Origin of the sequence: Chromohalobacter sp. 48-RD10 (assembly GCF_029889785.1) — a bacterium.
Taxonomy (GTDB): domain Bacteria; phylum Pseudomonadota; class Gammaproteobacteria; order Pseudomonadales; family Halomonadaceae; genus Chromohalobacter.
On the sequence record NZ_JARANX010000007.1, the window covers coordinates 12,707 to 38,133 of the forward strand.

A 25,427-nucleotide genomic window follows, 5' to 3' on the forward strand; every position below is an offset into this window, starting at 1 on the left:
CGGTCCGCCAAGCATCATTCAGATATGTGAGCCCGAGGCCACGATCAAATGGCGAAACCGTGCTCGAAGTCCTCAGCCTGCATGGACATCAACGTCTCGCCACCGGCACGTATCATCTCGGCATGCGCGCGGGTACGCGGCAACAGACGCTGATAATAGAAGCGAGCGGTATCGAGCTTGGCACGGTAGAACGCCGCATCGTCGGGGTTACCGGACAAGGCTTGATGCGCCGCCTGCGCCGCGCGGGCCCAGAAGAATGCCAGAGTGACGTAGCCGGCATACATCAGGTAATCGAAACTCGCGGCCCCCACTTCTTCGCGATCCTGCATGGCCTTCATGCCTACCGCCATGGTCAGATCGCCCCACTCGGCGTTGAGCTTCGCCAGAGGCGTGACGAATTCCGCCATGGCGTCATTGCCCTCGTGAGCCTGGCAGAACTTGTGAATCTGCCTGGTGAAGGATTTGAGTGCCTCACCTTGGCTCATCAACACCTTACGCCCCAATAGATCCAGCGCCTGGATCCCCGTGGTGCCTTCGTAAAGCCGCGTTATGCGGGCGTCGCGCACGTACTGTTCCATGCCCCATTCGCGGATGTAGCCGTGCCCCCCGAAAACTTGCACGCCCTCATTGGTGGCCTCGAACCCCACCTCGGTCAAGAACGCCTTGACGATGGGCGTCAACAATCCCAGCTCGGTTTCAGCCGCTTCGCACTCGGTAGCGTCGGTCGCGTATTCGATGCGATCCGCGAGTTGCGCAGCATGCAGCACCAGCATGCGGCCACCCTCGGTAAACGCCTTTTGAGTCAGCAACATGCGGCGTACATCGGGATGCGAGATAATCGAATCGGCTGGCTTGTCCGCTTCTCGAGTGCCGGACAGTGCACGCATCTGCAAGCGATCGCGGGCGTAGGCCAAGGCATTCTGGAAGCTCACCTCCATCAGCCCCAGTCCCTGGATGCCGACACCGATACGCGCCACGTTCATCATGGTGAACATGCAGGTCAGCCCCTTGTGAGGTTCGCCGACGAGATAGCCGCGCGCGCCATCGAAGTTCATCACGCAAGTGGCGTTGCCGTGAATGCCCATCTTGTGTTCCAGGGCGCCGCAACTCACTGCATTGCGCTCACCGATCTCGCCCTCGGCATCGGGCAGATACTTGGGTACCACGAAGAGGGAAATCCCCTTGGTACCCTCCGGTGCATCGGGCAGTTTGGCCAGGACCAGGTGCACGATGTTCTCGGCCAGGTCATGCTCACCCGCGGAGATGAAGATCTTGGTCCCGGTGATGAGACACCCACCCGCCTCGTCGGGACGTGCCCGGGTCTTGATCAAACCCAGGTCGGTGCCGCATTGCGGTTCGGTCAGACACATGGAGCCCGTCCAGGTGCCGTCGTTGAGCTTGGTCAGATACTGCGCTTTCTGCTCATCGCTACCATGATGGCGAAGCGCATCAGCGGCGCCCTGGGAGAGCCCCGGATACATGCCCCATGCCAGATTGGTTGAACACACCATCTCCGAGAGCATCATGCCGAGCGACGTCGGCAACCCTTGACCGTGATACGCCGTATCGCCGGATAGACTCGGCCAGCCACCTTCCACGTACTGGGCATAGGCCTCCTTGAAACCGGAAGGCGTCAACACCTCGCCACCTTCGAGTCGACAGCCCTGCTCGTCGCCAGTCTGATTGAGCGGCAGTAACACCTCGCGTGTAAAGCGTGCACCCTCTTCCAGAATCGCGCTCACCACATCTGGGGTGATCTCTTCGGCCTGGGGCAACTGGGCATAATGACGGGGATAATCGAGAACCTCGTCCATCACGAAACGAAAATCGCGTAGCGGCGCCTGATAGCTGGGCATCTTTAAGCTCCTGAACGGTACGGGCAGGTATCCCGAAGGCATCAAACATTCGTTTGAAATTAAGCGCCGCCCAACATCAAGTCAAGCGCTCGTTTTAATTTCATGAGATGACCTTGGCAGCACGCTCAGGCAGTTCCCAATGGCGCCATGGCCAGTTGCCATGCCACTAACAAGAGTATGGCGCAGATCCCGCCTTCGATGACCTGCCAGACACGCGGGTTGGCCAGACGCGGGGCCAACCAGCCCGCGCCACCCACGAGCCCGAAGAACCACCCCAACGACGCCATGGCCGCACCGACCACGAAGGCTTCGGGCACGGCCTGTTGGGCACCGATGGCGCCGAGCATGATCACCGTATCCAGATACACATGCGGATTGAGCAAGGTCACGGCCAGCGTTGCCATCAACACACTCCACAGGCGAGGCCGCGTCTCACCACCGGCCTTGAGCGAGGAAGGACGACGCACACGGTGCCAGGCTTGCCACGCCTGCCAGCACAAGAATGCTACTCCGCCCCAACGCGCTACTTGCATGAGCTCAGCATGCGACGCCAGCAAGGCCCCCAGCCCCAGTACGCCTGCACCGATCAGCATCAGGTCGCACAATGCACAGACGGTCGCCACCCACCAGGGATATTCATTCATCAGCCCACGTTGAAGTACGAAGGCATTCTGCGCGCCGATGGCTATGATCAAACCCGCCCCCACGAACAGACCATTGAGCCAGGAGCCCCACATATCCGTTCCCTCCTTTTCACCCGGGATACATTGATAAGTGACGCAGAATACGCTTGACTACGTGAATAAGTTAAATTAATTCGAAAAATGAGTGATAACTTTTACTAATGCTCGATTACAAACTTCTCGAAGCACTGGCCGTCGTGGTCGACCAAGGAGGATTCGAACGCGGTGCGCATCATCTAGGACTTACCCAGTCGGCCGTCTCGCAACGCATCAAGTTGCTCGAAGCGCGCCTCGGCCAACCAGTGCTGGTACGCGCGCCCAAGCTCGCCCCTACACCACTGGGTCGACGGCTACTCAATCATGTGCAACAGGTTCGGCTTCTCGAGCATGACCTGCTCGACCAGATCCCAGCATTGGGGGAACGCGAGCAACGCCTGCGCCTGGCCATCAATGCCGACAGCCTGGCCACCTGGTGGTCGCCGACCACCGGCGACTTTTGTCGACGCCAAGGCGTTTTACTGGACTTGATCGTCGAGGATCAGGACGTCGCGCTCAAGCGCATGCGCGATGGCGAGGTCGCCGGCTGCATTTGCGCCACACCGCGCCCCATTCAGGGTGCCCGCGCGCACGCTCTGGGCAGCATGCGCTACCGTGCCATTGCCAGCCCCGGCTACGTGTCACGCCATTTTAGCGAAGGGCTGACGCACGATGCCCTGCGTAAAGCGCCGGCCATCGTGTTTGGTCCCGATGACCGCCTTCAACATCGTTATCTGGAGATGCGGGGCTATAAGGAATCATTTCCTCACCATCTATGCCCGTCCTCGGAGGGCTTCGTGCATCTGGCCCTGGCCGGCATGGGCTACGGATTGATTCCCGAGCGGCAGGTGGAGCGCGAACTACGCGAGGGGCGTCTGGTCGATCTCGACGCGGACAGCTACATCGATGTGCCGTTGTACTGGCATCACTGGCGTCACGGCGGCGACACGCTGGATGCCTTGACCACCCACCTGCTCGATATGAGCAGCGCTTGGCTCATGCCACCCTCACCACAGTCTCAATCTCTATTCTAGACGCGTCTCATAGCCCCAAATCAAGGCGACTGCAGGTGCTGCTCGACGCTGGCCACCTTGTCATCCATGTGTTGCTCGCGATCGGTGCGCGTGCCCACCTTCAACGTCGTGGTAATGCGTGGCGCACCCATTTCGTGCACGCGTTGATGACACGCCTTGACCACCGCCATGACGTCGTCCCACGGGCCCTCGATATTGGTGCCATAGGCATGCATGCGGTACTCGAGACCCGAGGCCTCGAGGACGCGCTGACAGGCCGCGACGTGTTCCCCCACCGAAACGCCCACCCCCAGCGGCACAACGCATAGATCGACGATGACATGCATAACACTCCCTCCTCGTCTTGACGCTCGCTTGCCTCAATCATATCGGCAAGCACGCTATGAAACGCAAAACGCCAGGCCACGGGGACCTGGCGTGTCAGTAGACGGCGCCGATCAACCGCCTTCGCGGATGACGTCCGCCCCGTCGGGAATCTCGAATTCGAAACGCGATGCCGAAATGTCGTCGTTGACGTCGATATCATCGAAGTTGATCGCGGTACGCTGTCCGGTGCTGTCTTCCATCTCCAATCCCTCCAGGCGGTCATCCTCGAAGGTAAGTTCGAGACTCTCGAACAACGTGTCGGGCGAGTTGGGTATGAGCGTGAAGGTTTCGAGACCGGATTCTTGGCGGCTTGTTACTTCATAGTTTTCGGTCAGGGCCTCGGCGCTTCCCGAGAGCAACAACGCTGGCGTGTGCGTCACCCGCGTGTCGAGCGGGCGAATGCTGACCTGTTGCAGGTCGGGGTCGTAGAGATACACCTTGTCGCCATCAGAGACCACAACCTGCTGGTACGGCGCGTCGACTTCCCAGTGAAATTTGCCGGGGCGGGATAACCACATATGGCCTTCTACCTTCTGCAGGCGCTGGCCGCTACCATCGAGGATCTGCTGCTCGAAATCCGCCGAGTAGCTTTCCAGCGGCTCCAACAGATTCGTCAAACGCTCCACACCATCCGCTTGCGCTTGCGCCATACTCGGCAACGCGAGGACCGCGCCCAGAACCAAGGCCAGCTTGAATATTCTCATTACCACTCCTTGTTTACTCATCCTGCATTACACGGTGTGACGCCATCTCGGGCGAAAAGTTGCGCTGCACCAGGCGACGTCCACCGTCTTTGCACTTTTTACCGGCCTCGAGGAGCGCTTGCGCGCTCAATGATCGGGGGCGGGCGGCGATGCCAGTACTTCGCGGGCGCCGTTGGTGCCCATCGGCGACACGACACCCGCCGATTCCATGGACTCGACCAGGCGCGCAGCCCGGTTGTAGCCGATCTTGAAACGACGCTGTACCGCCGAGATCGAGGCACGACGTGACTCAGTGACGAATTGCACGGCTTCATCGTAGAGCGCGTCCCGCTCGGGGTCGTTGCTTTCAGCACCTTCCGACTCAAGCCCCGCCAAGGCATCGGCCGAAACACCTCCCGAGAGAATTTCATCGACGTATTCAGGCTCGCCGCGCCGTTTCCAGTCCTCGACGATACGATGGACTTCATCGTCGTCGACGAAGGCGCCGTGCACACGCGTCGGCATGCCAGCACCAGCTGGCAGGTAAAGCATGTCACCATGGCCAAGCAGGTTCTCCGCTCCGCCCTGGTCGAGGATGGTGCGCGAATCGACCTTGGAGGACACCTGAAACGCCATACGCGTAGGGATATTCGCCTTGATCAGACCAGTGACCACGTCGACCGAGGGTCGCTGAGTGGCAAGGATCAAATGGATCCCCGCCGCGCGGGCCTTTTGCGCCAGGCGCGCAATCAGCTCTTCGACCTTCTTGCCGACGATCATGAACATATCAGCAAATTCGTCGATCACGACCACAATGTATGGCAACTTCTCGAGTACCGGAGGCTGCTGATGCATTTCCCACGGCTGCGGCTCCCATAGCGGATCGGCAACCTGCGCTCCATGGCGCTCGGCCTCGTCGAGCTTGGCGTTGAAGCCCTCCAGATTGCGCACTCCCATCGCTGCCATCAGCTTGTAGCGTCGCTCCATTTCCGCCACGCACCAGCGCAACGCATTGGCGGCCTCCTTCATGTCGGTGACCACCGGGGCCAGCAAGTGCGGGATGCCGTCATAAACCGACAGCTCCAGCATCTTGGGGTCGACCATGATCATGCGCACTTCATCTGGCGTCGTCTTGAGCAACATCGAGATGAGCATGGTATTGACGCCCACCGACTTGCCCGACCCCGTGGTGCCGGCCACCAACAGATGTGGCATCTTGTCGAGGTTAGCGACCACCGGATTGCCGCCGATATCCTGCCCCAGCCCCATGGTGAGCGGCGATTCGGCCTGCTGATAGACATCCGAATCGAGCACTTCGCGCAGCCGGATCATGGCACGGTGGGGGTTGGGGATTTCGATCCCCACCGTAGGCCGCCCAGGGATGATCTCCACCACACGCACGCTCTTGACCATCAGCGAACGCGCCAGATCCTTCGACAGATTGCTGATCTTGGAGACCTTGACCCCGGCGGCGGGCTTAATCTCGAAGCGGGTAATGACCGGACCCGGCCAGGTATCGACGACTTCGGCCTTGACACCGTATTCACGTAACCGAGTCTCCAGAAGCTCGGCCATGTCAGCCAATTGCTCATCGGTATAGTTGGGCTTTTGCTCACCGGTGGGCGTCAACAGCCGCAACGTGGGCAATGCCCCTTCAGGTTCGGTCGATGGAACGGCCTCGGGACGCTGGTTCTGCAGATGCTCCACCGTCCACAACGCTGGGGCCTCGTCATCGCCTTTCGGCTCGCGCCTCGATGGTTCGGAAGCGCCCACGTCAGCCGTTTCCCCTGGCGCCTTTTCCACCTCACCACGCACGGATGCCTGCGGCGTGGCCGATGACTCGTCTTCAAGGGCATCGGATTCGGCGTCGGAAGCCGCTGGAGAAGAGGCTGGCGACGCGACGGATGAGCTGTCCTCCGAGGCGTCGTCCCAACTGATGCGGGAACGCGTTTGCGCCGACTCTTCTTGAGAGGGGGACGCCTGCGACGATCTGGAGTCTTCAGCAGACGGCGATGAAGTGACATTCGTCTCGCGCTCGGGAGATGAGTGAGGCGTTGCCGCCTCAACGCCGTCATCGTCGCGGCGTGCCTGGATACCCCACTCACCGAGCGATACGTCGTCGTCATCGTCGGCCGTCAGCGGCTCCGGAATGGACTCGGGGATGCGACGACGAGTGACGTCAGCCCGCATCGGGGCTTCGGGATCCGCATCCGCTTGAGACGACACATCGGGCTCCTCGGACGCATGCTGCGTGGAGCGAGGCTCCTCGCTCTCGTCACGCTCGTTGCGAGCCTGGTCATGCGGCGCTGAAGAAGTGGTCGCATGGGGCTCTGGCGCGTCGGCGATGGCGGAGCCGCCGCGCTCGTCATCGGCACGTTGGCGAGCCGTATAGGCGGCTTCCGGGCGCTTGGCAGAGGGCGTGTGCTCGGGGACATCCCAAGGGATATCGGTCTTGCCGTCATTGCGCCATGCCGAGGTTTCGAGCGTGGGCTCGGTAGTTTCTAAGGACGGCTCCACACGGCGTTCACTGCCCGTCGCATACGATGGCTCCGCGGTCGCACTCGCCAGTTGAGAAGTACGCCTTGATGCCCGCCAGCGTTGCCACCATGAGGGGCGTTTCACCTCATCCGCCGGCGCCTCATCCTCCTCCGGTGCCGCCTCAGCCTCGGCGGTGTCCATGTCGTCATCGCCGTAGGTATCGCGCCGCTGGGCTAGACGCTGCCGACTGCCGCGCCACTTGGCAATGCTCCACGCCAGCAGGCGATACATGCCACGCCCCAGTTCATCCATGACCGCCAGCCAGGTCATGCCGGTAAACAGGGTAAAGCCGCACATGAAGGCGACCAGCGATACCAGTGTAGTGCCTTGCACATTAAGCAGCGGCTGTAACGCACCGACCAGCCCTTCGCCGAGAATACCACCCGCCGCGTAAGGCAGCTCGCTGTCGGGATGATAGAAATGCAGCGTCCCCAGAGTGGTCGTGCTCAGCAGAAGCAGCACCAGGCCACTAGTACGTACCGAAAGCGCCGTCGGGTCCCAGGCAATGTTCACTTCCCGCGCGCGCAGCATCCGCCAGGCTGCAAAACCGAACATGCCCGGCCACCACAGGGCGCTGGCACCGAATAGCGAATACAGCACATCCGACAACCACGCCCCGACGGGGCCCATCCAGTTATTGATCGTTTGATCGGGGCCACTGTGTGACCAGCCCGGGTCACCAGGCACATAACTGAAAAGCGACAACAGGAGAAAGACACAGATAGCCAGCAGCACGATGGCCGCGCCCTCGCGCGTCACCCCCTGCAAATGCATCACGACTCGACGTGCCTGCTCCTTGGCCTGAGACGCCGTTTGTCCGCGCTCATTGCGTTTTCCATTGACACTCAAGTGGCCATCCCCCTTGCGCCACGTATGGCGATACTAATATTGCCGACACTGCCCGACGCGTGCCGTCCCTGTCGTCCACGTGCGAGAGAACGGCTCGCATCTCATCCAATGGGCTTTTCTGGTTTGCCATCATACCCACCCCATGCGCTGCGTCACAGGGGAAAAGCCATACCTCTCGTTGTCGCGGAAGGGCGACGCCACGCGGCCGGGAGGCGAAGCGGGTAGTTATCGATGCCGCACCTGGCGTACGCTGAAACTCCCTCTTGAACGATATCAGCAGAGACGCGTGCCCATGTTGCCTTGGCTACCTCCCAACCGGGTCGGATTCCCGCCCGTCGAACAAGCGTTACGCGAGCCCGACGGGCTGCTTGCCGCAGGTGGCGAGCTTTCGCCGGACTGGCTGTGCTGCGCCTATCGGCGCGGCATATTTCCATGGTTCGCACCAGGTGAACCCATCCTGTGGTGGAGTCCCGATCCGCGCTTGGTGTTGTTCCCCGACGAGATCCACGTGCGCCGCAGCCTCGCCAAGCGCCTACGCAACGCCGGCTTTACGGTAACCTTCGATCACGCTTTCAGCGCTGTCATCGACGCCTGCGCAACCCCCCGTGAAGACTACGCAGGCACCTGGATCACCCCGGAGATGCGTCATGCCTACTGCCGCTTACATGCCGAAGGCGTTGCCCATTCAGTGGAGGTATGGCGCGATGGCAAGCTGGTCGGTGGGCTCTACGGCATCGGTCTGGGCGGCGTGTTCTTCGGCGAATCGATGTTCAGTCGCGTCGCCGATGCGTCGAAAGTGGCGCTGGTGCATCTTGCCCGGCATCTGGCGGCACACGGCGGTCGGCTGATCGATTGCCAGGTGCATACGCCTCATCTGGCCAGTCTTGGCGCACGCCGCATCGCCCGTTCAACGTTCATCGACTATCTTGACCAGTATGCGGAGGGTCACGGATCACCGATGCTGTGGTCTTCCTCGACGCTCGACCATTTCCCCGTCGAAGAGCCAAAACCAACGTGAGCAGCAACACGCCGTCCCAACTCACGCGAGATCTGCGTTTCTTCCTTACGGTTCCGCATGGATGCAGCTATCTACCGGACCGCGAGGCGACCACGCTATTTCTGGACCCTCAGGAACAGCCCGGTCAAGGCGTCTACGACGCGCTGTCGTTGCTAGGCTTTCGGCGCAGTGGCCGACATCTCTATCGCCCGCACTGCGAGGGGTGCCGGGCTTGCATTTCGGTGCGTATCCCGGTGCAAGACTTCGCGGCTTCTCGCACGCAGCGCAAGCTGATGTCGCGCAATGCCGATCTCGAAACACACATACGACCAGCGGCTTTTCACGAAGAACATTATGCGCTTTACGCACGTTACATTCGCACCCGCCACGCCGACGGCGACATGTTCCCGCCCAGCCACGAACAATACCGTACCTTCCTGACTCTGGATCACCCCTACGCACGCTTGATCGAATTTCGTCTGGAAGGCCAACTGCTTGCCGTCGCGGCGACGGACCTGCTGAGCCATGGCGTGTCGGCCATTTACACCTTCTTCGACCCGGGCTTGGAATTCGAGCGCCGCTCTCTCGGCACCTATTCGATTCTCCATCAGATCGAGCTGGCTCGCGGACTCGGGCTGCCCCACGTCTACCTCGGCTACTGGATTCGTCAGTGTCGCAAGATGCGCTACAAACAGGATTTTCAGCCTCTAGAATACCTCGATGGCCGATATTGGAGGCGTCGAATCCCTCTAGCCGCTACCCCCTTGTCATGACGATAACGCAACATCATGCACATGATTTTTGCCTTAACCCTCGGCATGCGGCAGAATATCGGGCTATCTTCAAAACCGATGCTTGCCACGGTCGGTAATTAGCGCTGGCAACGGCAACGCAAACCGTGGCGCACTTTCGAAGAAGCTTTCAACGCAATACGAGGAAATGCCTAATATGGCACGTGAAGACCATATTGAAATGGAAGGTGTCGTGGTCGATACCCTTCCCAACACCATGTTCAGAGTCGAACTGGAAAACGGACACGTCGTGACGGCCCACATCTCCGGCAAGATGCGCAAGAACTACATCCGCATTCTGACCGGCGACAAGGTCAAGGTCGAGCTGACTCCGTACGATCTTTCCAAGGGTCGCATCGTCTACCGCGCCCGCTGAGCGACCACCACGGCGCACTCGCGCTGCGCTATTGGCTTGCTACTGCGCCCACGAAAACGCCCCGTCATGACGACAGGGCGTGAAGCGTGCGGCGTTATGGGCGTGAGTTGAGCAGCCGCTCAGACCACGGCCGCCTCCGTCTCCAGGTGTAGCTCGCCTTCCTCGAGGGTGACGTATACGACGCCACCATGCTCGGCAAGGTCACCGAACAGAATCATCTCGGCAAGCGGCTTCTTGAGCTTCTCCTGGATGACACGCGCCATCGGACGCGCCCCCATTTCCGGATCGTAGCCCTCCTCGGCAAGCCAGGCTCGCGCCGATTCGTCGACATCCAACTGAACGCGTTTCTCGTCGAGTTGCGCCTGTAGTTCGACCAGGAACTTGTCGACCACGTTGCGCACCACCGAGGGTGCCAGGCCTTGGAATTGGATGATGCCATCCAGGCGATTGCGGAATTCAGGCGAGAAGGTATTGCGCAGCACCTCCATGGCATCCGAAGAGTGATCCTGAGTCTGGAAGCCGATGGAGCGACGCGCAATCTGCTCGGCCCCGGCATTCGAGGTCATGATCACGATCACATGGCGGAAATCGGCCTCACGACCGTTGTTGTCCGTCAGACGGCCATGATCCATGACCTGCAGCAGCAGGTTGAAGACCTCGGGATGCGCCTTTTCGATCTCGTCGAGCAACAGCACGCAATGTGGCTGTTTGGTGATCGCCTCGGTCAGCAAGCCGCCTTGGTCGTATCCCACATAGCCAGGCGGTGCGCCGATCAGACGCGACACCGTGTGGCGCTCCATGTACTCGGACATGTCGAAGCGCACCAGCTCGATACCCATCAATTGCGACAGCTGGCGCGCCACCTCAGTCTTGCCGACCCCGGTCGGCCCCGAGAACAGGAAGCTGCCGACTGGCTTGTCGGGCGATTTCAGGCCCGCACGCGATAGCTTGATCGCTGCCGAGAGGCTGGTAATGGCTTCATCCTGGCCAAATACCAGCATCTTGAGATCGCGCTCTAGGTTCGACAGCAGCGTGCGGTCCGAGCTGGAAACGCTCTTCGGCGGAATCCGCGCAATGGACGCGACCACTGCCTCGACCTGATCGACATCAATGGTCGAGACGCGCATTTCCGGCGGCAACAACCGCTGATGCGCCCCCGCCTCGTCGATCACATCAATGGCTTTATCCGGCAGGAAACGCTCGTTGATATAACGATCCGCCAGACGTACCGCGCTGTCCAGCGCGCCATCGGTGTACTTGAGCGCGTGATGCTCCTCAAAGCGCCCACGCAGCCCTTGGAGGATGCGGATGGTGTCGTCAACCGTCGGCTCGGGCACGTCGACTTTCTGGAAACGCCGCGCCAGGGCACGATCCTTTTCGAAGATGCCACGATATTCCTGAAAGGTTGTCGAGCCGATACAGCGCAGCTCACCCGAGGACAGCAGCGGCTTGAGCAGGTTGGAAGCATCCATGACGCCGCCCGATGCTGCGCCGGCACCGATCACGGTATGGATCTCGTCAATGAACAAGATCGAGTTAGGCTGTTTGCGCAACTCAGCCAACAGCCCCTTGAGCCGCTTCTCGAAGTCACCCCGATACTTGGTACCGGCCAGCAAGGTACCCATGTCCAGCGAGTAGACGACACCATCGCTGATCACATCGGGAACATCTTCCTCGACGATTCGCTTGGCCAGACCTTCAGCGATGGCGGTCTTGCCGACACCTGCCTCGCCCACCAGCAACGGATTGTTCTTGCGCCGCCGCGCGAGGATCTGAATCACGCGCTCCAGCTCACGGTCGCGACCGATCAACGGATCGATCTTGCCCAGGCGCGCTTGTTCGTTGAGGTTGGTGGCATAGCCCGTCAACGGATGAGTGCTACCCTCCGACACACCCTCTTCGGCATCTTCACTTTCATGCGAGGAGGGAGACTGACCATGTCCGGCAACCTTGGAAATGCCATGCGCGATATAATTCACTGCATCGACGCGCGCAACATTCTGTTGCTTGAGGAAGTAGACAGCCTGGCTTTCCTGCTCTGAGAAAATCGCGACCAGGACGTTGGCCCCCGTGACTTCCGATTTCCCCGAGGATTGCACATGGAAGACGGCGCGCTGTAACACACGCTGGAAGCCCAGCGTAGGCTGCGTCTCACGATCTTCCTGATCGTTGGGGATCAAGGGGGTGGTTGAATTGATGAAATCCTGTAGATCGGCGCGCAGCTTTTCAAGGTTGGCGCCGCAGGCTCGCAACACATCGGCTGCGGAGGCATTGTCCAACAACGCCAGCAGCAGATGTTCCACGGTCATGAACTCATGGCGCTTGGAGCGCGCCACGGTGAAGGCCGTGTTCAGGGTGAGTTCAAGTTCTTTGCTCAACATGGCAATCCCCTCTTGGCCGCCTATGGCGTCTGTCGGCACTTTCACAATCGGGCACAAACAGAGGTTATGCAAGTGCTACCTTGGACCACGATTTAACGCAGTAGTGCCGTCTCAGTCCGCCTCGTCGATATCGCACAGTAACGGATGCTGGCATTCGCGTGCGTACTCGTTGACTTGGTGACATTTGGTTTCCGCGATATCACGGGTGAAGATGCCACAGGTCGCCTTGCCATGGGTATGCACGACAAGCATGATCTGCACGGCTTTCTCCCGCTCCAACGCAAAGAAGGTTTGCAACACCTCGACGACGAACTCCATGGGAGTGAAGTCATCGTTGTGCAGCACGACCTTGTACATCGGCGGCTTGGCCAGCTCCGGGTCCGCCGACTGGACCGATACATCGCCCTCCGGGTCTTCTTGGGGATCCTCGCCAGGCGGTCGCGTCATGCCAAGGATGACCGCCGCGTCAGGCGCTCGAGATACGAATGGGCTTTCTGATTCAAACATAGATGGAAATGTCCGTGAGTGCGCGCCGGACAGGCAAGACGAAGCGCGCCAAGGCCAACACCGCCGCCTATCTCCGGTTTCTTCAATGTGCGGCCGGCTGGGCATGGATGCAAGGTAGGCGCCATGAAAAAGCCTGCTCCTGACAAAAGCAAGTATGGCATCGCGCCCCGAGTGCGGAGTAGGCTTTACCCTAGCCGTTGCTTGTCGAAAGGTCCGAGACCGCCCATGAGTTCGCTTTACCTGCTGCATAAACCCTATCAAATGCTCTCGCAGTTTACCGATACGCAAGGCAGGGCAACGCTCGCCAACGTCATCGACGTCCCCGAGGTATACCCTGCCGGACGTCTCGATTACGACTCGGAGGGCCTGCTTCTGCTGACCGACGACGGTGCCCTGGCCCACCGCATCAGTCATCCGCGCCACAAGCAGCCCAAAACCTACTGGGTGCAGGTCGAAGGTGCTCCCGGGGAAACGGCCCTAAATGCGCTGCGCAGCGGCGTCACACTGAAAGATGGCCCGACGCGACCCGCCCAGGTGCGGCGCCTCGAGGCGCCCGATATCGCGCCACGCCAGCCGCCGATACGCCAACGCGAGGCCATTCCCACCGCCTGGCTTGAGATCGTCCTCGGCGAAGGCCGAAACCGGCAGGTACGCCGCATGACGGCACATGTCGGCCACCCCACGCTGCGCCTGATCCGCGTCGCCATCGGCCCCTGGCGCCTCGACGATATGGCGCCTGGCGCCTGGCGCAAGGAGACACTGCATGCTCCGCGCAGCAAGGCCTCTACACCAGCCAAGCGCCACCGGAGCCGTCGATGAGCCGCTGGACGCCCCACGTCACTGTTGCCAGCGTCGTCGAACGCGCCGGCCGTTATCTACTCGTCGAGGAGGACAAGGGCGGCCCGTTCAGCCTCTTCAACCAGCCCGCCGGCCATCTCGAACCCGGCGAGCGCCTGACCCAGGCCGCCGAACGCGAAACTCGCGAGGAAGCCGCCTGGCACATCACGTTGACCGGCTACCTGGGGCTTTATGTGTATACCGCCCCTGATGAATTGACGTTTCACAGTCACGCCTTCGTGGGCATTCCCCTGGCGCATCTGGGCAATGAGCTGGACAGTAGCATCATCGCCGCGCATTGGCTCACACTCGACGAAATCGAGGCGCTGGAGCACGCGCATCGCCTGCGCAGCCCACTGGTGCTCAAGCGCATACGTGACGCCATCGCCGGACGCCAGTTTTCGCTCGATGTGATTCACGAGCGCTGATGGCTCAAGCTCGAAGCACGAAGCCGGTTTCAGGTATAATATCGTCCCGAACATCAATCCATCCTCAACCCATTCGAGAGTGACCATGTCTCACGCCACGGAATCCTCCACCGCGGGGGCCGCTACCGCGTGCAAAGTCATCGTCGGCATGTCGGGCGGTGTCGATTCGTCCGTGACCGCCCTCGTCCTGCTGGAGCAGGGCTACGAGGTCGAAGGCCTGTTCATGAAGAACTGGGACGAGGACGATGGCACCGAGTACTGCACCGCCAAGGACGATCTTGCCGATGCCCAGGCCGTGTGCGACAAGCTCGGCATGCGGCTGCATACCGCGAACTTCGCCGCCGAGTACTGGGATAACGTCTTCGAACATTTCCTCGCTGAGTACAAGGCCGGCCGGACGCCCAATCCGGATATCCTTTGCAACCGCGAGATCAAGTTCAAGGTTTTCCTCGAATACGCCGAAATGCTCGGTGCCGAACGCATCGCTACCGGACATTACGTGCGCAACGGCGAGCGTGACGGTCGCGTGCGCCTGCTCAAGGGCCTGGATGCCAACAAGGACCAGAGCTACTTCCTGCACGCCGTGCCGGAAGACGCCATCGCGCGTACGCTCTTCCCGGTCGGAGAAATGGAGAAAAGCGAGGTCCGCGCCATCGCTGAGCGTCATGGCCTGGCCACCGCACGCAAGAAGGATTCCACCGGCATCTGCTTCATCGGCGAGCGGCGCTTCAGCGACTTCCTGAAGCAGTACCTGCCCGCACAGCCCGGCACGATCGAAACGCCCGAGGGCGAGGTCATCGGCGAGCACATGGGACTGATGTATTACACTCTCGGCCAGCGCCAGGGCCTGGGCATCGGTGGCCTGCCCAACCATCCCGACGCGCCCTGGTACGTGGCTGCCAAGGAGCTAGAACGCAATGTCCTGGTCGCCGTGCAGGGCAAACACCATTCGCTTTTGTACACCGACAGCCTGGGCACCGAGCCCATGGAGTGGGTCGCCGGTCAACCGCCGGCACCGGAAGCACGCCTCCAGGCCAAGACCCGCTATCGCCAGCAGGACGTCGCCTGTCAGGTTCGCGTGCTCGAGGACGGCGGTGTCGAAGCATTCTTCGACGATCCCCAGCGCGCGGTCACGCCGGGCCAGTCGCTGGTGCTCTACGAGGATGATATCTGCCTGGGCGGCGGCGTCATTCGCGAGACATGGAACCGACACGCGCGCCAAGGAGACAACGCCGCATGACGCCCACCCCGATCCAAAGCGCACCACAAAGCGCCGTCGCCCGCCAGGCGCTGGCCCTGGCAGGCGTCTTCCAGGCCGCCGCGGTGGTCGACGAGATGGCCCGTACCGGACAGTGCGACGAACGCGCCTGGAACACACTGATTCATGCCACGCTGGAGACCAACCCGGAAAACTTCGCGGCCATCTACGGCGGCCACCACAACAATCTGCGTCTGGGCATTGATACCCTCAGCGCGGTGATGGACCGCCAGCGCAACGATCCCGCCGTGATGCGCTACGGCTTCTCGCTGGTGCTACTGATGCAGAAGCTGCGCAAGAACGATGCCATGCTGGCCTCGCTGGGAGAGCGCCTGGGGCGCGTTCAGGGCCAAGCCAAGCATTTCGGCGAGACGCACGAAAACGTGATTGCCAGCCTAGGTCAGCTCTACCAGGACACGATTTCCACATTTCGTTACCGCATCGTCGTGCAAGGCGACCCCAGCTTGCTGCAAAGCCGGATGATGCCCGAGCGCGTGCGCACCGCCTTGCTGACGGGCGTACGCTTCGCCCTGCTTTGGCACCAGCAAGGCGGCCGCCGCTGGAAGCTGCTGCTTCAGCGTCAGTCCATCAAGAAATCACTCAATGCCCTCGACGACCGCTGACGGTCCTCGCCGCGCGATTCGATCCACGACCCGGAAGACGACATCCATGGAACTTTCCGCTCTCACTGCCCTATCCCCCGTCGATGGTCGCTATGGTGCCAAGGCTGCAGCCCTGCGCGAGCATTTCAGCGAGTACGGCTTGATTCGTGCCCGCGTGACCGTCGAAGTCCGCTGGTTGGAGCGCCTCGCCGCGCACCCACAGATTGCCGAGGTGCCCCCGCTATCGGCACAGGCCACGGCCTTTCTCGGCCAACTGGTAAGTGAGTTCTCGGTCGCCGACGCCGAGCGCATCAAGGAGGTCGAGCGCACCACCAATCATGACGTCAAGGCGGTGGAGTACTTCCTGAAGGAACAGGTCGCCGACTTCCCGGAACTGCATGCGATCACCGAGTTCATCCATTTCGCCTGCACCAGCGAGGACATCAACAACCTGTCCCACGGCGTGATGCTTCGCGGTGGCCTCGACACCTTGTTGCCCACGCTGCGCGAGATCGTTACCGCCGTCGAACGTCTGGCTCATGAGCACGCTGAGCAGCCCATGCTCTCGCGCACCCATGGCCAGACCGCCAGCCCCACCACCCTGGGCAAAGAAATGGCTAACGTGGCATATCGTCTGCGTCGCCAGCTCAAGCAGATCGAAACCACCGAGATCCTTGGCAAGATCAACGGTGCGGTAGGCAACTACAATGCTCACTTCACCACCTATCCAGAAATCGACTGGGCAGCCAACGCCCGCACCTTCGTCGAAGGGCTGGGGCTGAGTTTCAACCCCTACACCACGCAGATCGAACCGCACGACTACATCGCCGAGCTGTTCGACGCCATCGCACGTTTCAACACCATCTTGATCGACTTCGACCGCGACGTCTGGGGCTATATCTCGCTGGGTTACTTCAAGCAGAAGACCGTCGAAGGCGAGATCGGATCCTCGACCATGCCGCACAAGGTCAACCCTATCGATTTCGAGAACTCCGAGGGTAATCTCGGGCTCTCCAACGCCCTGCTCAGCCATCTCGCCGAGAAGCTACCGATTTCACGCTGGCAGCGCGACCTGACCGATTCCACGGTACTGCGCAATCTCGGCGTGGGGCTAGCGTACGCGCTGATCGCCTATCAGGCCACGCTCAAGGGCGTCGGCAAGCTGGAAGCCAATCCGGCCCGCCTCGACGAGGACCTCGACCAGAACTGGGAAGTCCTCGCCGAGCCGATCCAGACAGTGATGCGCCGCTACGGGATCGAAAAGCCCTATGAAAAGCTCAAGACTCTGACGCGCGGCAAGCGGGTCGACCAAGCAGGATTCGCAGCCTTCATTGATTCTCTGGAACTGCCCGACGACGTCAAGACCGAACTCAAGACGCTGACGCCGGCTGCCTACATCGGCAATGCCGCCGAACAAGCGCGCGCGCTGTAAGCTGGAAGAGTTCGCACCATCAAGGTGAGCAGCGCTGGGGACAGGCCGTAGAGGGGTTTTTTTGCCATGGATGGCAAAAGTAGCGTACAGGGATGTATTGACAGCGCCCCCTCGCAGGCCTGTCGCCAGAACAACCGCGACTCGAAGCCACCACGGCTTTAGTATTCCAAGAGATAGTGCCCATGTCTTCCCATACTCCTTTATCGATACTCGGCGGTTTAACCGCCGCTGAGTTCCTGCGTGACTACTGGCAAAAAAAACCGCTACTGATTCGTGGCGCCTTCGCCGACTTCGAATCGCCGCTTACGCCGGAGGAACTCGCCGGCCTGGCCTGTGAAGACGGCATCGAAGCGCGCCTGGTCGAGGTGCACGGCCCCGACAAGCCATGGCAGGTCAGCCAGGGCCCCTTCGATGACGCCACCTTCGCGCGCCTGCCCGACCGAGAATGGTCTCTGCTGGTTCAGGCCGTCGATCATTACGTGCCCGACGTCGCCGCCTTGCTCGAGGCCTTCGATTTCCTGCCGCGCTGGCGCCTCGACGACGTCATGGTCAGCTACGCGCCGCCCGAGGGCAGTGTCGGCCCCCACGTCGACAGCTACGATGTCTTCCTGCTTCAGGGAAGCGGCCAGCGCCGCTGGCAACTCGGCGGCGAGCAGCCCGACGATGCCCCCATCGTCTCGGGCCTCGACCTGCGCATGCTCGAACGCTTCGAGGTCACCCCCGGTGAGGACTGGGTGCTCGAGCCCGGCGACATGCTGTATCTGCCACCGCGCATCGCCCATCACGGCGTCAGCCAGAGCACCGACTGCATGACCTATTCGATCGGCTTTCGCGCACCGTCCACTGACGAGATCATCACCTCGTTCGCCGACTATCTCGGTGAAATGCAGTCCGAGACCTCACGTTACACCGACCCTGATCTGGGCCCCATCGAACACGCCGGCCGTCTCGATGACGATGCCATCAAGCGCGTGCGCACGTTGATGCTGTCGGTGATCGACGATCCGGCGCAGATGACGCAATGGTTCGGACGCGTCATGACCCAGCCCAAGTATGCCGATCAGCTCGCGCCCCTCGAGGCGCCAACCGATAGCGATGCCATCGCCGCGGCATTATCGCAGGGACACTACCTGGAACGCGCGCTGGGCTCGCGCTTCGCATTTCACGAGGAGAACGGCCACGCCACGCTGTTTACGGATGGCGACGGCCATGCCTGTCCGCCAGGGCTCGCGCGCCTGCTAGCCGATACCACGCCACTGCATGCCGCCACGCTGGCCTCCCACCTGGACGATCAGGCTCTGATGCTGCTTGCCGAGCTGGTCAGTCATGGCAGCCTCCAATGGCAAGACGAGACGCAGGAAGACGACGATGCGTGAACGGCATGTCACCAGCGGTGACTGGGTGACGCTGGGCGCAGCGTGCAGCGCGATTCGCAAGGCCGTCTTCATCGAGGAGCAGAAAGTCCCCCAGGCGGAAGAATGGGATGGCCGCGACCCACAAGGTCTGCATTTTTTGCTGCATGTAGATGACCGCGCCATGGGCACGGCGCGTCTATTGCCGGACGGCCATATCGGGCGTGTGGCGATTCTCGAGGAAGCCCGCGGCCAGGGACTAGGCCTGCATCTGATGGAAGCGACGCTGGTGGCGGCCCACGAAGCCGGCCACCACGCTGTGCATCTGGATGCACAGACCTACGCGATCCCCTTCTACGAACGCCTGGGCTTTACCGCGCATGGCGACGAGTTCCTCGATGCCAATATCCCTCACTACCATATGAGCCTGCATTTTCAATAAAAGAGTCTATTGCCGGACTCATGACCCGACGTCCACAAATACGAAGGGCGCCCATGCGGCGCCCTTCGTCTTGCTTTTAGATGCGTGTAATTGAAAGACCTACAGTTTCAATACCTACAGTTACAAGGCGTGCGGTTCAACGCTGTTCGCGCAGGATGCCCAGCATCCGCTTGAGCGGCTCCGCCGCTCCCCACAACAGCTGATCGCCCACCGAAAAGGCGGAGAGGTATTCGCCGCCCATGGCCAGCTTGCGCAAGCGCCCAACCGGTACATCCAGCGTGCCGGTCGCGGCCGCCGGTGTCAGGCTTTGCAGGGTGGCATCCTTATCGTTGGGAATCACCTTCGCCCACTGGTTGTGCTTGGCCAGACGGTCTTCGATCTCGTCGAGCGGTACGTCCTGCTTGAGCTTGATGGTGAACGCCTGGCTATGCGAGCGCATCGCACCGATCCGTACGCACAAGCCATCGATGGGAATCGGTGAATCGCCGGTGGCGAGAATCTTGTTGCTCTCGGCACCGCCTTTCCATTCTTCCTTGCTCTGACCGTTGTCCATCGCCTTGTCGATCCACGGCAACAGGCTTCCGGCCAGCGGCTCGCCGAACTGATCGGTGGGGAAATCACCGCCGCGCATGGCCTGCGTCACCTGACGGTCGATATCCAGGATCGCACTGCCCGGATCCGCCAGCGACGACGCCGCAGCACCATGCAGGGCACCCATCTGAGAAAGCAGTTCACGCATGTGCTTGGCGCCCGAGCCTGACGCGGCCTGGTAGGTCATGGAGGTCATCCACTCCACCATATTGGCCTCGAACAAGCCACCCAAGCCCAGTAGCATCAGGCTGACGGTGCAATTGCCGCCCACGAACGTCTTGCCGCCATTGGCGAGACTGCGTTCGATGACGTGACGGTTGACCGGATCGAGCACGATCGTCGCCTCGTCCGCCATACGCAGCGCGCTGGCGGCGTCGATCCAGTAGCCCTGCCAGCCCGCTTCACGCAGGGGCTGGTAGACCTTCTCGGTGTAATCGCCACCCTGTGTGGTCACGATCACATCGAGCGTCTTGAGCGTTTCCAGATCATGCGCATCCTTCAGGGGCGGTACCTCGCCCCCGATATCGGGGCCCGGCTGACCTACCTGGGAAGTGGTGAAGAACACCGGTTCGAGGCCGGCGAAATCGCCATCCTCGCGCATGCGTTGCATGAGGACGGACCCCACCATTCCCCGCCAACCGACAAAACCGACTCTAAGCATGTGTCGTCCTCCTGCAATCTACGAATGGGCGTATGGCCATGATACGTGAGCCGCGCTCACTGCGCCTGAAATGCCGCCAACACGGCATCGCCCATCGCCTGGGTCGACACGGGCGTCGTGTCCTCAAAGGCGATATCGGCGGTACGCAGTCCCTGATCGAGCACCGAGCCCACGGCGCGTTCGATGCGCTCGGCCAGCGCCGGTGCCTCGAGGGAATAACGCAGCATCATGGCCACGGACAAGATCGTCGCCAACGGATTGGCGATGCCTTGCCCGGCAATATCCGGCGCACTGCCATGGCAGGGTTCGTACATGCCCTGCCGTTGTTCGTTGAGCGATGCCGAGGGCAACATCCCGATCGAGCCCGTCAGCATCGCCGCCGCATCGGAGAGGATATCACCGAACATGTTGCCGGTAACGATAACGTCGAACTGCTTGGGCGCGCGCACCAGTTGCATGGCGGCGTTGTCGACGTACATATGCGACAGCTCGACGTCGGGATACTCCGGCGCCAGCCGCTCCATGACTTCGCGCCACAAAATGGTGACCTCGAGCACGTTGGCCTTGTCCACCGAACAGAGTTTACCGCCCCGCGCACGCGCCATCTCGAAGGCCACCCGCCCGATGCGTTCGATCTCGTGCTCGGCATAGACATAGGTATTAAAGCCGACCTTTTCGCCATCGCGCTCTTCGATGCCACGCGGCTGGCCGAAGTAGATACCGCCGGTCAATTCGCGCACGATCATGATATCCAGCCCGGCGACGATCTCGGGCTTGAGGCTCGAGGCCGAGGCCAGTTGCGGATAGAGCAGGGCCGGACGCAGGTTACCGAACAGGTTGAAATTCTTGCGCAAACCCAGCAAGCCTTTCTCGGGCCGCTTGGCCAGATCCTCGATCTTGTCCCAGTTCGGGCCACCCACGGCGCCCAGCAACACGGCATCGGCCGCCTTGGCGCTCGCCAGTGTCTCATCGGGCAGCGGCACGCCATGGGCGTCGATCCCCGCCCCACCGACCAGACCTTCCTCGATGCTGGTCTCCAGGCCCGCCTCGCGGCACGCGTTGAGGATCTTGACCGCCTCGCGGGTAATTTCCGGGCCGATACCGTCGCCCGGTAGAACGAGAATCTTGCGACTCATGGCGTACTCTCTCACTACTCGACACATCATCGTGGATGACGTGAGTGATGGTTCGTGGGTGGTCGGCGCCACGACGCCGACCACGAGAAGGTGGGCATTCCCTGCCATCCCGACTCATTGAGCCGGGCTTCCCTATTGGTTGTGTCCAGCGTTGTTGTTATTCAAAGGGTGCCGGCGTCATCCGGCCTGGCGGAACAGCCATGGCCGCGCCTGACGATGGCGCTGCTCGAAATCCGCAATGGCATCGCCATCCTTGAGCGTCAGGCCGATATCGTCCAGCCCTTCGAGCAGGCATTGCTTGCGAAACGAATCGACCTCGAAGGTAAGCGTCTCGCCATGCGGCGTGATGACCTGCTGGCTCTCCAGATCGACATCCAAGCGATAGCCCTCCTCGGCCTCGGCTTCCTGGAACAGGCGATCCACCGTGGCTTCATCGAAGGTGATCAGCAACAAGCCATTCTTGAAGGCGTTGTTATAGAAGATATCGGCAAAGCTCGGCGCAATGATCACGCGAAAGCCGAAATCCTCGAGTGCCCAGGGCGCATGCTCGCGCGAACTACCGCAGCCGAAGTTACGGCGCGCCAGCAACACGCTGGCGCCCTGATAGCGCGACTGGTTGAGCACGAAATTCGGATTGAGCGGCCGGTTCGCGACATCCTGCCCCGGATAGCCTTCATCCAGATAGCGCAGCTCGTCGAACAGATTGGGGCCGAAGCCGGTACGCTTGATCGACTTCAGAAACTGCTTGGGAATGATCAGGTCCGTGTCCACGTTGGCGCGATCCATGGGCGCCACGAGGCCCTGATGACGGTCGAACTGTCGCATGCTCACGCCTCCTGTACTTGGCTATCGTCGTTGGCGGCGCGCCCGGCACCGAAGTCGCGTACATCGACGAAGTGACCGGCGATGGCCGCCGCCGCCGCCATGGCGGGGCTCACCAGGTGCGTGCGGCCACCATAGCCCTGGCGCCCCTCGAAGTTGCGATTCGAGGTCGAAGCGCAATGCTCACCGGTCCCCAGCTTGTCGGCGTTCATCGCCAGGCACATGGAGCAGCCCGGCTCGCGCCATTCGAAGCCCGCCTCGAGGAAGATCTTGTCCAGTCCTTCCTCTTCGGCCTGGCGCTTGACCAACCCGGAGCCAGGCACGACCATCGCCAGTTGGATGGTATCCGCCACCTTGCGGCCCTTGGCGACCCTGGACGCCTCGCGCAGATCCTCGATGCGCGAGTTGGTGCACGAGCCGATGAAGACCTTGTCGAGCTGGATATCGGTGATCTGCTGCCCCGCCTGGAGCCCCATGTACTCGAGCGCGCGCGAAACGCCCTGCTGCACGGTCTCATCGCCGGCAGCGGCCGGATCCGGTACCTGTGCACCGACGCCCGCGACCATTTCCGGGCTAGTGCCCCAGGTGACCTGCGGTTCTATCGCGGCGGCGTCGAGCTCGACGACCTTGTCGAAAGCCGCATCGGCGTCAGAGACCAGCTCGCGCCAGTCGGCGACCGCCGCGTCCCAGTATTCTTCACTGGGGGCGAAGGGCCGCTGACGCAGGTATTCGATGGTGGTGTCATCGACCGCCACCAACCCCACACGCGCGCCGGCCTCGATAGCCATGTTGCAGATGGTCATGCGGCCTTCCATGGACAGCTCGCGAATCGCGCTGCCGGCAAACTCGATGGCATAACCGGTGCCGCCGGCGGTGCCGATCTTGCCGATCACCGCCAGCACGATATCCTTCGCCGTCACGCCAAGACCCAGTTCACCCTCGACGCGCACCTGCAGGTTCTTCATCTTATGCTGGATCAGACATTGAGTCGCCAGCACATGCTCGACCTCGGATGTACCGATGCCGTGCGCCAAGGCCCCGAAGGCGCCGTGCGTGGCGGTATGAGAATCGCCGCAGACGACCGTCATGCCGGGCTGAGTGGCACCTTGTTCCGGTCCCACCACATGCACGATGCCCTGGCGCGCGTCGTTGATGCGGAATTCCTCGATGCCGAAGCTGGTGCAATTGTCGTCCAGCGTCTCGACCTGAATGCGCGAGACCGGATCGACGATACCCGCATTGCCCTCGGCACGCTCCTTGAGCGTGGTCGGCACGTTATGGTCCGGCGTGGCGAGGTTGGTATCCAATCGCCATGGTTTGCGCCCGGCAAGACGCAGCCCCTCGAAGGCCTGCGGCGAGGTCACCTCGTGCAGCAGGTGACGGTCGATATAGATCAACGCCGTGCCATCGTCGCGTTCCTTTACCAGGTGCCGCGACCAAAGCTTGTCGTAAAGAGTCTGGCCTGCCATGGAATCTCCTCCACTCGTGCCTCCCCGACAGGGAAGGTTGGGCGATGACGCTCTATGTCGTCTTGAAACACGTCGCCTTGCTAAATGTCGCCTTGCTAAGCACCGCGATAACCGGCGCAACCTCTGATATTCCCGAGACTAAGGGGGCTTATGGATAAAAGCAATTCATGTTATTTATGCTTTGCATTCCGTAATAGAATACAGAGCCACTAGAGCGCATTCATGGACACACAAAGCCTGCAAGCCTTCCTCGCCGTGGCTGACAATGGCTCGTTCTCGCTCGCCGCAGAGCAGCTTCACTTGACCCAACCTGCGGTCAGCAAACGTATCGCAGGGCTCGAAAATCAAGTCGACGCGCCGTTATTCGACCGACTCAATCGTCGCGTGACGCTCACCGAAGCTGGTCGCACGCTACTGCCCCGCGCCCGCGAGATCCTGGTGATGTTCGACGACAGCCGTCGCGCGCTTTCCAACCTCGCTGGCGACGTCAGCGGCAGCCTGACCATGGCGACCAGTCACCATGTCGGCCTACATCGTCTGCCACCGCTGCTCAAGGCTTACACTCAAGCGCATCCCGAGGTGCGCATGGACATGCGCTTTCTGGATTCCGAGCAGGCCTATCAGGGGGTTCTGGATGGCGAACTGGAACTCGCCGTGGTCACGCTGGCGCCGGTGCCCGACCCGGCACTGACGGTGGTGCCGGTGTGGATCGACCAGTTGCGTTTCGTGTGCGGGCGTGAGCATGCCCTCGCCGGTCGCGAGGAACTCGCCTTGTCGGCGCTGTCCGATTACGACGCCGTGCTGCCGGGGCATTTGACCTTCACGCGCGGCATCGTGGTGGATACCTTCGCCCGCGACGGACTCAAGGTAAACGTCTCGCTGTCCACCAACTACCTCGAGACGCTCAAGATGATGGTGGCCATCGGGCTCGGCTGGAGCGTATTGCCCGACACCATGATCGACGACGAGATCGAGGTACTACCCATCGATCATCGTCCCATTCAGCGCCCGCTGGGTTACCTGTTCCACAAGAGCCGCACCCTCTCCAATGCCGCCAGGGCCATGCTAGAGATGCTGGATGATGCCCGGGATCACCGTGCCATGGACTGGCCGTCGTGATCCGGATGTCGTTAAAGGTCAACACTAATCAGTAGACAGCCAGGGTCTTCGCCTTTTTTCGTCACCTTAATTTGATCGATAGCGACACAAAAACGTCGCTTACTATCAAATCGACGGATACGTCATGTCAGAAAACATCATGTAGCCCTCTCGGTACCGCCTTAGCCTTGTGCCAGACCAA

The 25,427-nt window shown here is 61.3% G+C and carries 23 protein-coding genes; 12 read left to right on the forward strand and 11 right to left on the reverse strand.

What is annotated here, in order from left to right:
- Positions 1-44 precede the first annotated feature (44 nt).
- Positions 45-1,856: an acyl-CoA dehydrogenase C-terminal domain-containing protein gene (locus tag OP496_RS09545; protein ID WP_280563392.1), complete on the reverse strand. Its 1,812-nt coding sequence runs from the start codon at positions 1,854-1,856 to the stop codon at positions 45-47.
- 125 nt (positions 1,857-1,981) lie between these two features.
- Complete coding sequence (locus OP496_RS09550; protein WP_280563393.1) at positions 1,982-2,593, reverse strand: LysE/ArgO family amino acid transporter; 612 nt, start codon at positions 2,591-2,593, stop codon at positions 1,982-1,984.
- Positions 2,594-2,700: 107 nt separating this feature from the next.
- Between OP496_RS09550 and OP496_RS09555 the strand changes: the two genes are divergently transcribed.
- On the forward strand, positions 2,701-3,609 hold the full coding sequence (locus OP496_RS09555) for a LysR family transcriptional regulator ArgP (protein ID WP_280563394.1): 909 nt from the start codon (positions 2,701-2,703) through the stop codon (positions 3,607-3,609).
- A 20-nt stretch (positions 3,610-3,629) separates the two neighbouring features.
- Here the strand turns inward: OP496_RS09555 and OP496_RS09560 are convergent, their stop codons facing one another.
- From OP496_RS09560 to OP496_RS09570, 3 genes are all read right to left on the reverse strand, one after another.
- Positions 3,630-3,935 carry an MTH1187 family thiamine-binding protein gene (locus tag OP496_RS09560; protein WP_280563395.1) on the reverse strand — a complete coding sequence of 102 codons (306 nt, stop codon included), beginning with the start codon at positions 3,933-3,935 and terminating at the stop codon, positions 3,630-3,632.
- 111 nt (positions 3,936-4,046) lie between these two features.
- Complete coding sequence (gene lolA, locus OP496_RS09565; RefSeq protein WP_280563396.1) at positions 4,047-4,679, reverse strand: outer membrane lipoprotein chaperone LolA; 633 nt, start codon at positions 4,677-4,679, stop codon at positions 4,047-4,049.
- A gap of 126 nt (positions 4,680-4,805) precedes the next feature.
- Positions 4,806-7,970, reverse strand: coding sequence for a DNA translocase FtsK (locus OP496_RS09570; RefSeq protein WP_280563536.1), 3,165 nt, complete (start codon positions 7,968-7,970; stop codon positions 4,806-4,808).
- Between the two features lie 367 nt (positions 7,971-8,337).
- Here OP496_RS09570 and aat point away from each other — a divergent pair, with 367 nt between their 5' ends.
- The 3 genes from aat (at position 8,338) to infA (ending at position 10,209) form a co-directional block, all read left to right on the forward strand.
- The gene (gene aat / locus OP496_RS09575) at positions 8,338-9,063 is read left to right on the forward strand and encodes a leucyl/phenylalanyl-tRNA--protein transferase (RefSeq protein WP_280563397.1); all 726 of its coding nucleotides are present in this window, start codon (positions 8,338-8,340) and stop codon (positions 9,061-9,063) included.
- The gene (locus OP496_RS09580; protein ID WP_280563399.1) at positions 9,060-9,815 is read left to right on the forward strand and encodes an arginyltransferase; all 756 of its coding nucleotides are present in this window, start codon (positions 9,060-9,062) and stop codon (positions 9,813-9,815) included. Before aat ends, OP496_RS09580 begins: the two co-directional genes overlap by 4 nt.
- A 175-nt stretch (positions 9,816-9,990) precedes the next feature.
- Positions 9,991-10,209, forward strand: a complete 219-nt coding sequence (gene infA, locus OP496_RS09585) for a translation initiation factor IF-1 (RefSeq protein WP_011507732.1) — start codon at positions 9,991-9,993, stop codon at positions 10,207-10,209.
- 119 nt (positions 10,210-10,328) lie between these two features.
- On the opposite strand, the gene clpA is transcribed toward infA, so the two are convergent.
- Both clpA and clpS read right to left on the reverse strand, forming a co-directional pair.
- On the reverse strand, positions 10,329-12,590 hold the full coding sequence (gene clpA / locus OP496_RS09590; RefSeq protein ID WP_280563400.1) for an ATP-dependent Clp protease ATP-binding subunit ClpA: 2,262 nt from the start codon (positions 12,588-12,590) through the stop codon (positions 10,329-10,331).
- Positions 12,591-12,701: 111 nt separating this feature from the next.
- Entirely contained in the window at positions 12,702-13,037 is a 336-nt protein-coding gene (gene clpS / locus OP496_RS09595; protein ID WP_280563401.1) for an ATP-dependent Clp protease adapter ClpS, read from the reverse strand.
- 285 nt (positions 13,038-13,322) lie between these two features.
- Here clpS and OP496_RS09600 point away from each other — a divergent pair, with 285 nt between their 5' ends.
- From OP496_RS09600 to OP496_RS09630, 7 genes are all read left to right on the forward strand, one after another.
- Entirely contained in the window at positions 13,323-13,916 is a 594-nt protein-coding gene (locus OP496_RS09600; protein ID WP_280563402.1) for a pseudouridine synthase, read from the forward strand.
- The gene (locus tag OP496_RS09605; protein ID WP_280563403.1) at positions 13,913-14,362 is read left to right on the forward strand and encodes an NUDIX hydrolase; all 450 of its coding nucleotides are present in this window, start codon (positions 13,913-13,915) and stop codon (positions 14,360-14,362) included. The genes OP496_RS09600 and OP496_RS09605 overlap by 4 nt, the downstream gene beginning before the upstream one ends.
- 85 nt (positions 14,363-14,447) lie before the next feature.
- Positions 14,448-15,602 carry a tRNA 2-thiouridine(34) synthase MnmA gene (mnmA, locus tag OP496_RS09610; protein ID WP_280563404.1) on the forward strand — a complete coding sequence of 385 codons (1,155 nt, stop codon included), beginning with the start codon at positions 14,448-14,450 and terminating at the stop codon, positions 15,600-15,602.
- On the forward strand, positions 15,599-16,243 hold the full coding sequence (hflD, locus tag OP496_RS09615) for a high frequency lysogenization protein HflD (protein ID WP_280563405.1): 645 nt from the start codon (positions 15,599-15,601) through the stop codon (positions 16,241-16,243). Before mnmA ends, hflD begins: the two co-directional genes overlap by 4 nt.
- A gap of 46 nt (positions 16,244-16,289) precedes the next feature.
- Positions 16,290-17,654 carry an adenylosuccinate lyase gene (gene purB, locus OP496_RS09620; protein ID WP_280563407.1) on the forward strand — a complete coding sequence of 455 codons (1,365 nt, stop codon included), beginning with the start codon at positions 16,290-16,292 and terminating at the stop codon, positions 17,652-17,654.
- 182 nt (positions 17,655-17,836) lie between these two features.
- Positions 17,837-19,030: a cupin domain-containing protein gene (locus tag OP496_RS09625; protein ID WP_280563408.1), complete on the forward strand. Its 1,194-nt coding sequence runs from the start codon at positions 17,837-17,839 to the stop codon at positions 19,028-19,030.
- Positions 19,023-19,448 (forward strand): GNAT family N-acetyltransferase, encoded by a 426-nt coding sequence (locus OP496_RS09630; protein ID WP_280563410.1) that lies wholly within the window; start codon positions 19,023-19,025, stop codon positions 19,446-19,448. Before OP496_RS09625 ends, OP496_RS09630 begins: the two co-directional genes overlap by 8 nt.
- A gap of 136 nt (positions 19,449-19,584) precedes the next feature.
- On the opposite strand, the gene asd is transcribed toward OP496_RS09630, so the two are convergent.
- The 4 genes from asd to leuC all read right to left on the reverse strand — a co-directional run bounded on the left by asd (position 19,585) and on the right by leuC (position 24,127).
- The gene (asd, locus tag OP496_RS09635) at positions 19,585-20,700 is read right to left on the reverse strand and encodes an aspartate-semialdehyde dehydrogenase (protein ID WP_280563412.1); all 1,116 of its coding nucleotides are present in this window, start codon (positions 20,698-20,700) and stop codon (positions 19,585-19,587) included.
- Positions 20,701-20,756: 56 nt separating this feature from the next.
- Positions 20,757-21,836 carry a 3-isopropylmalate dehydrogenase gene (leuB, locus tag OP496_RS09640; RefSeq protein WP_280563414.1) on the reverse strand — a complete coding sequence of 360 codons (1,080 nt, stop codon included), beginning with the start codon at positions 21,834-21,836 and terminating at the stop codon, positions 20,757-20,759.
- 177 nt (positions 21,837-22,013) lie between these two features.
- Positions 22,014-22,661 (reverse strand): 3-isopropylmalate dehydratase small subunit, encoded by a 648-nt coding sequence (gene leuD / locus OP496_RS09645; protein ID WP_280563416.1) that lies wholly within the window; start codon positions 22,659-22,661, stop codon positions 22,014-22,016.
- Positions 22,662-22,663: 2 nt separating this feature from the next.
- Positions 22,664-24,127, reverse strand: a complete 1,464-nt coding sequence (leuC, locus tag OP496_RS09650; RefSeq protein ID WP_280563417.1) for a 3-isopropylmalate dehydratase large subunit — start codon at positions 24,125-24,127, stop codon at positions 22,664-22,666.
- A 222-nt stretch (positions 24,128-24,349) separates the two neighbouring features.
- On the opposite strand from leuC, the gene OP496_RS09655 reads away from it, so the two are divergent.
- On the forward strand, positions 24,350-25,246 hold the full coding sequence (locus OP496_RS09655; RefSeq protein ID WP_280563418.1) for a LysR family transcriptional regulator: 897 nt from the start codon (positions 24,350-24,352) through the stop codon (positions 25,244-25,246).
- Positions 25,247-25,427 lie beyond the last annotated feature (181 nt).

What these genes read in the sequence shown, in the direction of transcription:
- OP496_RS09545 (WP_280563392.1), bottom strand. Translation starts at nt 1,856, where the DNA reads ATGCCCAGCTATCAGGCGCCGCTACGCGATTTTCGTTTCGTGATGGAC.
- OP496_RS09550 (WP_280563393.1), bottom strand. Translation starts at nt 2,593, where the DNA reads ATGTGGGGCTCCTGGCTCAATGGTCTGTTCGTGGGGGCGGGTTTGATC.
- OP496_RS09555 (WP_280563394.1), top strand. Translation starts at nt 2,701, where the DNA reads ATGCTCGATTACAAACTTCTCGAAGCACTGGCCGTCGTGGTCGACCAA.
- OP496_RS09560 (WP_280563395.1), bottom strand. Translation starts at nt 3,935, where the DNA reads ATGCATGTCATCGTCGATCTATGCGTTGTGCCGCTGGGGGTGGGCGTT.
- lolA (WP_280563396.1), bottom strand. Translation starts at nt 4,679, where the DNA reads ATGAGAATATTCAAGCTGGCCTTGGTTCTGGGCGCGGTCCTCGCGTTG.
- OP496_RS09570 (WP_280563536.1), bottom strand. Translation starts at nt 7,970, where the DNA reads ATGCATTTGCAGGGGGTGACGCGCGAGGGCGCGGCCATCGTGCTGCTG.
- aat (WP_280563397.1), top strand. Translation starts at nt 8,338, where the DNA reads ATGTTGCCTTGGCTACCTCCCAACCGGGTCGGATTCCCGCCCGTCGAA.
- infA (WP_011507732.1), top strand. Translation starts at nt 9,991, where the DNA reads ATGGCACGTGAAGACCATATTGAAATGGAAGGTGTCGTGGTCGATACC.
- clpA (WP_280563400.1), bottom strand. Translation starts at nt 12,590, where the DNA reads ATGTTGAGCAAAGAACTTGAACTCACCCTGAACACGGCCTTCACCGTG.
- clpS (WP_280563401.1), bottom strand. Translation starts at nt 13,037, where the DNA reads ATGACGCGACCGCCTGGCGAGGATCCCCAAGAAGACCCGGAGGGCGAT.
- OP496_RS09600 (WP_280563402.1), top strand. Translation starts at nt 13,323, where the DNA reads ATGAGTTCGCTTTACCTGCTGCATAAACCCTATCAAATGCTCTCGCAG.
- OP496_RS09605 (WP_280563403.1), top strand. Translation starts at nt 13,913, where the DNA reads ATGAGCCGCTGGACGCCCCACGTCACTGTTGCCAGCGTCGTCGAACGC.
- mnmA (WP_280563404.1), top strand. Translation starts at nt 14,448, where the DNA reads ATGTCTCACGCCACGGAATCCTCCACCGCGGGGGCCGCTACCGCGTGC.
- hflD (WP_280563405.1), top strand. Translation starts at nt 15,599, where the DNA reads ATGACGCCCACCCCGATCCAAAGCGCACCACAAAGCGCCGTCGCCCGC.
- purB (WP_280563407.1), top strand. Translation starts at nt 16,290, where the DNA reads ATGGAACTTTCCGCTCTCACTGCCCTATCCCCCGTCGATGGTCGCTAT.
- OP496_RS09625 (WP_280563408.1), top strand. Translation starts at nt 17,837, where the DNA reads ATGTCTTCCCATACTCCTTTATCGATACTCGGCGGTTTAACCGCCGCT.
- OP496_RS09630 (WP_280563410.1), top strand. Translation starts at nt 19,023, where the DNA reads ATGCGTGAACGGCATGTCACCAGCGGTGACTGGGTGACGCTGGGCGCA.
- asd (WP_280563412.1), bottom strand. Translation starts at nt 20,700, where the DNA reads ATGCTTAGAGTCGGTTTTGTCGGTTGGCGGGGAATGGTGGGGTCCGTC.
- leuB (WP_280563414.1), bottom strand. Translation starts at nt 21,836, where the DNA reads ATGAGTCGCAAGATTCTCGTTCTACCGGGCGACGGTATCGGCCCGGAA.
- leuD (WP_280563416.1), bottom strand. Translation starts at nt 22,661, where the DNA reads ATGCGACAGTTCGACCGTCATCAGGGCCTCGTGGCGCCCATGGATCGC.
- leuC (WP_280563417.1), bottom strand. Translation starts at nt 24,127, where the DNA reads ATGGCAGGCCAGACTCTTTACGACAAGCTTTGGTCGCGGCACCTGGTA.
- OP496_RS09655 (WP_280563418.1), top strand. Translation starts at nt 24,350, where the DNA reads ATGGACACACAAAGCCTGCAAGCCTTCCTCGCCGTGGCTGACAATGGC.